This is a genomic window from Aeromonas rivuli, assembly GCF_020149575.1.
Lineage (GTDB): Bacteria > Pseudomonadota > Gammaproteobacteria > Enterobacterales > Aeromonadaceae > Aeromonas > Aeromonas rivuli.
Window position 1 is genome coordinate 852,007 of the sequence record NZ_CP079742.1, and the last position, 7,994, is coordinate 860,000.

At 61.5% G+C, this 7,994-nt stretch carries 7 protein-coding genes (1 of these 7 running past the window's edge); 5 read left to right on the forward strand and 2 right to left on the reverse strand.

Features of this window, described 5'->3' with window-relative positions:
* Positions 1-42 precede the first annotated feature (42 nt).
* The 3 genes from mrcB to KYK33_RS04145 all read left to right on the forward strand — a co-directional run bounded on the left by mrcB (position 43) and on the right by KYK33_RS04145 (position 3,550).
* Positions 43-2,358, forward strand: coding sequence for a penicillin-binding protein 1B (gene mrcB / locus KYK33_RS04135; protein WP_042041089.1), 2,316 nt, complete (start codon positions 43-45; stop codon positions 2,356-2,358).
* A 45-nt stretch (positions 2,359-2,403) separates the two neighbouring features.
* Entirely contained in the window at positions 2,404-2,802 is a 399-nt protein-coding gene (gene gloA2, locus KYK33_RS04140; RefSeq protein ID WP_224432106.1) for an SMU1112c/YaeR family gloxylase I-like metalloprotein, read from the forward strand.
* A gap of 91 nt (positions 2,803-2,893) precedes the next feature.
* Positions 2,894-3,550, forward strand: a complete 657-nt coding sequence (locus KYK33_RS04145) for an START domain-containing protein (RefSeq protein WP_224432107.1) — start codon at positions 2,894-2,896, stop codon at positions 3,548-3,550.
* A 215-nt stretch (positions 3,551-3,765) separates the two neighbouring features.
* Here the strand turns inward: KYK33_RS04145 and KYK33_RS04150 are convergent, their stop codons facing one another.
* Together KYK33_RS04150 and hemL are read right to left on the reverse strand one after the other, a co-directional pair.
* A complete protein-coding gene (locus tag KYK33_RS04150) occupies positions 3,766-4,581 on the reverse strand; it encodes a hypothetical protein (RefSeq protein WP_224432108.1) in 816 nt (271 codons plus the stop codon).
* 258 nt (positions 4,582-4,839) lie between these two features.
* Positions 4,840-6,129 (reverse strand): glutamate-1-semialdehyde 2,1-aminomutase, encoded by a 1,290-nt coding sequence (hemL, locus tag KYK33_RS04155; protein WP_224432109.1) that lies wholly within the window; start codon positions 6,127-6,129, stop codon positions 4,840-4,842.
* A 209-nt stretch (positions 6,130-6,338) separates the two neighbouring features.
* Here hemL and clcA point away from each other — a divergent pair, with 209 nt between their 5' ends.
* Both clcA and KYK33_RS04165 read left to right on the forward strand, forming a co-directional pair.
* Positions 6,339-7,733 carry a H(+)/Cl(-) exchange transporter ClcA gene (gene clcA, locus KYK33_RS04160; RefSeq protein ID WP_224432110.1) on the forward strand — a complete coding sequence of 465 codons (1,395 nt, stop codon included), beginning with the start codon at positions 6,339-6,341 and terminating at the stop codon, positions 7,731-7,733.
* A 52-nt stretch (positions 7,734-7,785) separates the two neighbouring features.
* Positions 7,786-7,994, forward strand: the start of a protein-coding gene (locus KYK33_RS04165; protein WP_224432111.1) for a DUF6776 family protein. Its footprint extends 493 nt past the window's final position; only the first 209 of its 702 coding nucleotides appear in the window; the start codon lies at positions 7,786-7,788; its stop codon lies off the right edge, out of view.

The window sequence follows — 7,994 nt, forward strand, 5'->3', positions numbered from 1 at the left end:
TACCCCGGATGTGAGGGCTGGTGATAAGAAGAATGAGGATTCATGGCAACCCAAAAACGCAAGCGTAGCCCGAAGAAGGCCGCGCCCAAAAGCACCCTGTGGCGCACCCTGTTCTGGCTGGGAGTCAAACTCTCGCTGGTGGCCGCCGCCTTCCTGGTGGTGTTTGGCATCTATCTGGACACCAAGGTGCGCGATCGTTTCGATGGCGAGAAGTGGCAACTGCCTGTCATGGTCTATAGCCGTCCCCTGGAGCTCTACCCGGGGCAGCGGCTCTCCCGTGATCAGATGATGCGCGAGCTCAAGATGCTGAGCTACAAGCCGGTGCGCCAACCTCATTCTCCTGGTGAATATCGGGTGGATGGCAGCAGCATAGAGCTGGTGCGTCGTCCGTTTGACTTCTATGACGGTGCCGACAAGGCCCGGGCCATGCGGCTCACCTTCAACGGACCGCGCCTGGACAAGATCCAGTCCATGGAGAATCAGCGCCAGCTAGGTTATGCCCAGATGGACCCCGTATTGCTGGACAGACTCAATCCCGAGGGGCGCGAGGATCGCCTGCTGGTGCGGATTGCCGAGGTGCCGGACAGCCTGCTGGTGACGCTGCTGACCACAGAGGATCGCGACTTCTATCAGCATGGCGGCGTCAGCCCGGTGGCCATCATGCGCGCCATGGCGGCGAACGTGCTGGCCGGGCGCACTGTGCAGGGGGGCAGTACCCTCACCCAGCAGCTCGCCAAGAACTTCTTCCTGACCCGGGAGCGCAGCCTTTGGCGTAAGTTGCAAGAGGCTTACATGGCGGTGCTCATCGACTATCGCTACAGCAAGGATGAGATCCTGGAGGCCTATCTCAACGAGGTCTATCTCGGTCAGAACTTCTCGCAAGGGGTCTATGGCTTCGGGCTCGCCTCCTATTTCTACTTTGGCGTGCCGGTCAACGAGCTGGAGATAGATCAGGTTGCCCTGCTGGTCGGTCTGGTGAAAGGGCCCTCCTATTATGATCCCTGGCGTTACCCGGAGCGGGCCAAGACGCGCCGGGATCTGGTGCTCAAGCTGCTCAGCGAGCACGGCAGCCTGACCCAGGCGGAATTCGAGCTGGCCAGCAAGCAGCCGCTCGGCATCATCACCCGGGGCAAGATGAGTTATGGCCGTACCCCGGCCTTCATGAATCTGCTCAAGCGCGAGGTGCAGACCCGCTTTGGTGCCGACTTGCTCAGCCAGTCCGGTCTCAAGATCTTCACCAGCCTGGATCCTATCGCCCAGCACGCCGCCGAGCAGTCGGTGGAGTCGGGTCTGACCCAGATAGAGAAGCAGCGTGGCAAGAAGCGGCTGGAGGCCGCCATGGTGGTTTCCGACTGGCACAAGGGCGAAGTGGTTGCCCTGGTGGGCGGGCGGGATCCCCGTTTTGCCGGCTTCAACCGGGCGATCGATGCCCGTCGCCAGATAGGATCCCTGGTCAAGCCTGCGGTCTACCTCACCGGTCTCTCCAATGGCCTGACCCTGGGTACGCCGCTCAAGGATCAGCCGATCCGCATTCGTGGCCAGGATGGCCAACTGTGGACGCCGCAAAACTATGACCGCAAATTCCGCCAGAGCGTGCCGCTGATGGAGGCGCTGGCCCACTCCCTCAACGTCCCGACCGTCAATCTGGGGTTGCAGGTGGGGCTGGACAAGGTGGTCGACACCTTGCACAAGCTTGGCGTCGAGCAGGAGATCCAGCCCTATCCCTCCCTGGTGCTGGGGGCGGTGGCACTCTCCCCTCTGGAGGTGAACCAGATGTATCTGCCGATCGCCAACCAGGGCATGACCCAGCCGCTATCGGCTATCCGGGCCGTGGTCGGGGGTGATGGCAAACTGATCTATCAGCATGGCCAGAGCGCCAAGCGGGTTGCGGATCAGGATGCCAGCTGGCTGACGCTGTTCGCCATGACCAAGACGGTCAGCGAGGGTACGGCGCGCTCCCTGAGTGCGCGTTTCCCGGGTATCGTCATGGCGGGCAAGACGGGGACCACCAACGAGCTGCGTGACTCTTGGTTTGCTGGCATGGACAACAGTGAACTGGTCAGCATCTGGGTCGGTCGCGATGACAACACCTCGGCTGGCCTGACCGGTTCGAGCGGCGCACTCCAGCTGTTCAGCGGTTATCTGAACCAGCGTGGTGTCAACAGCCTGACCCTCAATATGCCCAAAGGGGTGAGCTGGGCCAGCTTCGCACGTACCAGCGGCACCCGGGTATCTGCCAACTGTCCCGGCAGCTTGCAGGTGCCAGCTAAAACGGCTGGCCTGCCTCCCCCCGCCAGCTGTGGCGGCGGCAACCCGGCCAATGCCCTGGATCAGTGGTTCAGCGGTTTCTTCAACTAACCTGTGATGGGCTGCAATGGCAGCCCATTTTTTTTCGGAGTGCTCATGACATCTGCCCTGCTTGGCGGTATCCATCATCTGGCCATCATCGCCAGCGACTATCAGGTTTCCCGGCGTTTCTATCATGAGATCCTGGGGCTGCCCATCATCGCGGAGACCCTGCGGGAGGCGCGCCAATCCTGGAAGCTGGATCTGGCATTGCCGGACGGCAGCCAGATTGAACTGTTCAGTTTCCCGGCGCCGCCAGCCAGACCGAACCGCCCCGAGGCATGCGGCCTGCGCCATCTGGCGTTCAGGGTGGCGGCGCTCGATCCCGTCATCGCCCATCTGGAGCAGCACGGGGTGGCCGTGGAGCCGGTGCGGGTGGACGAGCTGACCGGCAGTCGCTTCACCTTCTTCGCAGACCCCGATGGCCTGCCCCTCGAGCTGGTTGAACCGCGCTGACAATGCAATGAGCCTTGAGCCAATGCTTGGGGCGAATGGGCGAGGGACCCCACACTGGAGTAACAACAGTGCCGTAGCTCGGGAGGAGCGGATGAAGAGATGGACATCAAGAGATGGAGTGGGTGCCTTGTTGCTGCTTCTGCTGAGCGGCGCTGCCTGCGCCGAGCCTGACTGGGCGCTACAGCGGGAGCAGGGGGGCGTCACGCTCTGGAGCCGCCCCAATCCACCGGGCCCCTTCCTGGCATTCAAGCTGGACATGCAGGTTCAAGCCAGACCCGTGGCGTTGCTGGCGGTGCTCCGTGACACGGCGCGTCACACACTCTGGTTGCCGGGCAGTCGCGAAGTGCGGCTGCTTGCTCACCCCAGTCCGGAGGAGGATCTGGTCTACACCCGATTGGCGGCGCCCTGGCCTGCCGAGGACAGAGAGCTCATCACCCGTTCCCGACTGAACTGGTTGTCCGGGTGCGGCTTCACCCTGCGGGTATGGGCCGAACCCGATGCTCTGCCGCCGAACAAGGGGCTGATGCGGATCCGCGCCAGCCATGGGGTGTGGCGGGCCGAATCGCTCAAGCAGGGAGAGAGTCGAATTAGTCTCGAAACTTACACCCATCCCGGTGGCAATTTGCCGGGCTGGGTGGTCAACCGGGTTGCCGCCCAGGCCGCCTTTGACAGTTTCACGGCGATCAAGGGGTTGATGGAGGCAGGTCGTTCGCCTGTGCCCACTGACATTGGGCCCTGCTCGAACTGATGGGGATCACGTCCAGATGAGTCAGAGATTGAAAAGCGAGTCGGCATAGACCGACTCGCTTTGGGTTTAGCGCTCATCGGTGACATTGGTCGTCGCGAAATGACCAGGGCTAAGCCGATGAGACGAGGGACGGGCCCCCGACAACAAGTAATAGCAGAGCCGTTCGGATTCTTCTCTGCATTATGTTCCCCAAGGAAAGGGGAATGGCCTCTCTGCTAGGGGTCGTGGCGGCGCGCCTCATGGCGTTGGACAAAGCGCCTGCCGTCAGAGGTTTCATGGGGGGGAGAGGGACGCTGGCTGGCCTGAACCAGGGCCGCTTCGGCGCGAGCACCGAGAAAGACATACAAGCCAAGGCCCACCAGTAGCCCCACCGCGCAGACCATCACGCCCACCGCAGGCCAGAGCAGTTCTGTCTGGCCGAGGGAGCCCTTGAACAGCAGCAAGAGCCCCTCGATGGAGACGGCGATCAAGATGGCGGCAATGAAGCGGGTGATGGTGCGGCGAATGGCGCTGTGGCGAAAGATGTCTTTATGGAGCAGCACCTCCTCCTCCAAGATGGTTTTACCCAGATCGAATACCGCCAATGCCAGGGTCAGGAAGATGATGGCACTGAAGGCCCCAAGCCGGTTGCTGCTCTCGCCGCAGGCGAGCAGGTAGAGCTCATGTAATCCATGCCAGATCAGGCTGGCGACGATGAGAAACAGCGCCAGGCTGAGCAGTACATAGACCCCCTTGAACCAAGGCGTGAGTTTGCGGCGCTGTTTGTCCCCCATCAACCAGGCGATCAGCTCTTGCAGGCTAAGGGTGATGAGGATGCCTTCCCCCTGTACGTGCAGGTGCAACTCCCCCTGTGCGGTGGGGTAGGGAGGGAAAATGGCAATGGGGCCGCTCTGCGGCCGGGTGCTCAGCACGAAGGGGTAACGTGCCAGCGCCTTGTCCGAATGCTGGATCAAGCCCAGCAACAGCAGGCGCAGCTCGGGCTCGTACTCCTGATAGCGGCGGATGAGATCGATAGGGCTCATGTTAGCCATGGGGACCTCCAGGTTGATGCCGAATGGATGGCGCATATTGCCAGCTAGTCTTGCAAGTTATGGGCCCAGACTGACGGGTAGAAATGACCCCCTGGTGGCAGTTTGATGATGAAATCGTGAGGCAACTTGGGGAAAGGGGCGGCTTTGGCACCAGATTGGTGCAAAGAGGGCAGGCGCAGGGCCGGGGATGTGCTGCTTGGGTCTTGGGCCATCAAAGAGAAAGGGGCCCGGTGGGCCCCTTGCATCATGTGGCCGGATTTATGCCTGCGCCAGCTTGGCGAAGCTGCGATCCGCCGCCGCCAATGTGTGTGCTATCTCCTGCTCACCGTGAGCCATGGAGAGGAAGCCAGCCTCATAGGCGCTGGGCGCCAGATAGACGCCCTCATCCAGCATGAGGTGATAGAAGCGCTTGAAGCGTGCCATGTCGCAGCGGGTCACCTGTTCAAAACGGCTGATCTCGGTCTCTTCGGTGAAGAAGAAACCGAACATGCCGCCGACATAGGTGATGGCGAGGGGGATACCGTGTTTGGCCGCTGCGGCTTTGAGGCCCTCGGCGACGGCGGCTGTCTTCTCTGCCAGCTGCTGATGCAGGCCAGGGGCTTGCAGCAGATCCAGCATGGCGAGACCGGCGGCCATGGCAACCGGGTTGCCAGACAGGGTGCCAGCCTGGTAGACAGGGCCGGTCGGTGCTATGTGCTGCATTACCTTCTTCTTGCCACCGAAGGCGCCCACCGGCATACCCGCGCCGATGATCTTGCCAAGGGTGGTCAGGTCCGGATCTATGCCGTAGTGGGCCTGGGCACCGCCGAGGGCGACACGGAACCCTGTCATCACCTCATCGAGGATCAGCAAGGCGCCAAACTCGTCACAGATGGCGCGCAGCCCCTGCAGGAAACCGGGCAGGGGCGGAATGCAGTTCATGTTGCCCGCCACTGGCTCCACGATGATGCAGGCAATCTCGCTGCCGTACTGGTTGAAGGCTTCGTGAACCGAGTCCAGATCGTTGAACACGCAGGTGAGGGTGTGCTTGGCGAAATCGGCAGGGACGCCCGGGCTGTTGGGTTGGCCCAGGGTGAGGGCGCCGGAACCGGCCTTGACCAGCAGAGAGTCGGCGTGCCCGTGGTAGCAACCTTCGAACTTCACAATCTTGTCGCGGCCGGTATAGCCACGGGCCAGACGGATGGCGCTCATGGTCGCTTCGGTGCCGGAGTTGACCATGCGCACCTGCTCCATGGAGGGCACCAGCTCGCGTACCTTCTGGGCCATCAGCACTTCAATCTCGGTGGGCGCGCCGTAGCTGAGCCCCTTCTCGACGGCCTTGATGACCGCAGCCTTGATGGCCGGATGATTGTGGCCGAGCAGCATGGGGCCCCAGGAACCTATGTAGTCGACATAGGATTGACCATCCACGTCATAGAGATAGGCACCGTCGGCGCGTTCGATAAAACGGGGGGTGCCGCCTACGCCGTTGAAGGCGCGTACCGGTGAATTGACGCCGCCCGGGATGGTTTGGCAGGCCTGTTCAAACAGCTGATCTGATTTTGACATGGATCATCCTTAATGGGATTTTGACCGTCACTGAGGGGGGAGAGGCGGATCCAGACTCGGCAGTCTGCCCCTGGCAAGGTATGCTCATGACTCTCGTACCCGGCGCACTTGGCGGCCCAGTGACATTTAAACGGGCCGACTATAGCAGAAAGCCCCATTGGTGGGCAGCAGCCCCGGGTTTCATCTAACGGCTGACGATGGTTTCTCTCATGGCACAAGACACTCATTCTGCGGCGGGTTCGGCAGGGGCATCCTCCCATAGCTGGATGGTGCGACGACTCATTCAACAAGACAAGATGCCGCTCTGGGTACTCTTGCTGGCGGCCGTGGTCGGCATATTGGCCGGATTGGTGTGTGGCCTGTTCGAAAGCGGTGTGAATTGGGTGGTCATGCAGCGCGGCACCTTTCTGGCCGATCGCCCCTGGTGGCAACTGTTGTTCATGGGGTTTGGCATCAGCGCCCTGCTTGGCATGGTGGGTTACTTCCTGACCCATGCCTTCGCCCCCGAAGCGGGCGGATCCGGCATTCCCGAGATAGAGGGAGCCATGGACGATCTGCGCCCCGTGCGCTGGTGGCGAGTGCTGCCGGTCAAGTTCTTCGGCGGCATCTGTACCCTGAGTTCCGGCATGGTGCTTGGCCGCGAAGGCCCCTCGGTGCAGATCGGGGGCAACCTCGGCAAGATGGTGGCCGACATCTTCCGCCTCCCCAAGGAGCATGGTCACGCCTTGCTGGCCGCAGGTGCCGCAGGTGGACTGGCGGCCGCCTTCAATGCGCCGCTGGCCGGCATACTCTTCGTGATGGAAGAGATGCGCCCCCAGTTTCGCTACTCCTTTCTTGCCATCAAGGCAGTCAGCATCTCGGCCGTGATGGCGACCCTGACCCTGCAGAACATGAAGGGGCAGCACCCTGTCATCGCCCTGCCGCACTATGATGCGCCGGATCTGAAGGCACTCTGGTTGTTTCTCTTCATGGGGGCGGCGTTTGGGGTGCTGGGTTTCGTGTTCAACAAGCTGGTACTGGCCTGCCAGGATGGCTATCTGGCCCTGCATCAAAACAAGCGCCATCGTTTCGTGGCGATCGGCATGCTGGTAGCGGGTACCTTCGGGGTACTGGCGATTTTCGTGCCATCGGTCACGGGGGGCGGCACAGAGCTTATCCCTCATCTGCTGTCAGGGGACTATGCCATGGCCACCCTGTTTCTCATCTTCTCGGTGCGATTGGTGGCAACCCTGATCTGCTTCTGCTCAGGGGCTCCTGGGGGGGTGTTTGCACCGACCCTGGCTCTGGGGACTCTCTTTGGCCTGGTATTTGGCTATATCTTCCACGCCGCCTTCCCCGAGCTAGGCATAGAACCAGGGGCCTTCGCCATCGCTGGCATGGGGGCACTATTCGCCGCGACCGTGCGAGCCCCCGTGACGGGGATAGTGTTGGTTACCGAGATGACCGACAACTATCAGCTCATCCTGCCGATGATGATCACCACCATAGGGGCGACGATAGTGGCTCAGTGGTTGGGCGGCCGCCCCATCTATTCACAAATTCTGGAGCGGACCTTGCGTCTGGCGGCACGACAACGCCGTGGTGAAAACAGTGCGGCGGCCTGAATATCTCTATATATAGTCAGAACATGAATCAACTGGGCGAGGTGGTGCGCGCATGAAACAGAAATGGATACTGCTCGCCGTCTTGGCTCTGGGAGCGCTGGCGGGATACGTTGTTGGCAATCGTCAGGAGCTGGCTCAGGGCAGCTTGCTCGAGGTACAGCAACAGACCCTGGCACGTCAGGCCGAGGCCATTGGCAAACTCGAATCTGAACTTGGGGTCAAGCAGACCCAGATTGCCACTCAGCAAGCGGCTTTTGAACA